We start from the raw sequence: 421 nt of genomic DNA, 5'->3' as shown, positions 1-421 counted from the left end.
ATTTTCTTTCTCTTCCTCCGGGTACTTAGATGTTTCAGTTCCCCGGGTATGCCTCACGCCACGCTATGTATTCACGTGGGTGTCCCGCCGGTCTCCCGGCGGTGGGTTCCCCCATTCGGAGATCTCTGGATCAATGTGTACTTACCACTCCCCAGAGCATTTCGCTGTTCGTCGCGTCCTTCATCGGCTCCTAGTGCCAAGGCATCCACCGTACGCCCTTTCTACCTTGATCTAGCGTCTAAGACACACGGTCCGTTGCGGACCATATGTGAAATTGGTTTTTGATGTCTTGATGAATCTTCAGTTTTCAAGGAACAATCGAGGGACGAACCCTCAAAACTGAACGATGGGCAATGCCACATGGGCATTTTCCTTAGAAAGGAGGTGATCCAGCCGCACCTTCCGATACGGCTACCTTGTT

At 51.8% G+C, this 421-nt stretch carries 1 rRNA gene; it reads right to left on the bottom strand.

Annotated features, from left to right (window positions below):
- Positions 1 to 232, bottom strand: a 23S ribosomal RNA gene (locus KNO61_RS17115); the annotation flags it as partial.
- Between the last annotated feature and the right edge of the window lie 189 nt (positions 233 to 421).

Source organism: Exiguobacterium sp. s140 (assembly GCF_018617035.1).
Lineage (GTDB): Bacteria > Bacillota > Bacilli > Exiguobacteriales > Exiguobacteriaceae > Exiguobacterium > Exiguobacterium profundum.
This window is presented reverse-complemented; position numbering and strand designations above follow the sequence as displayed.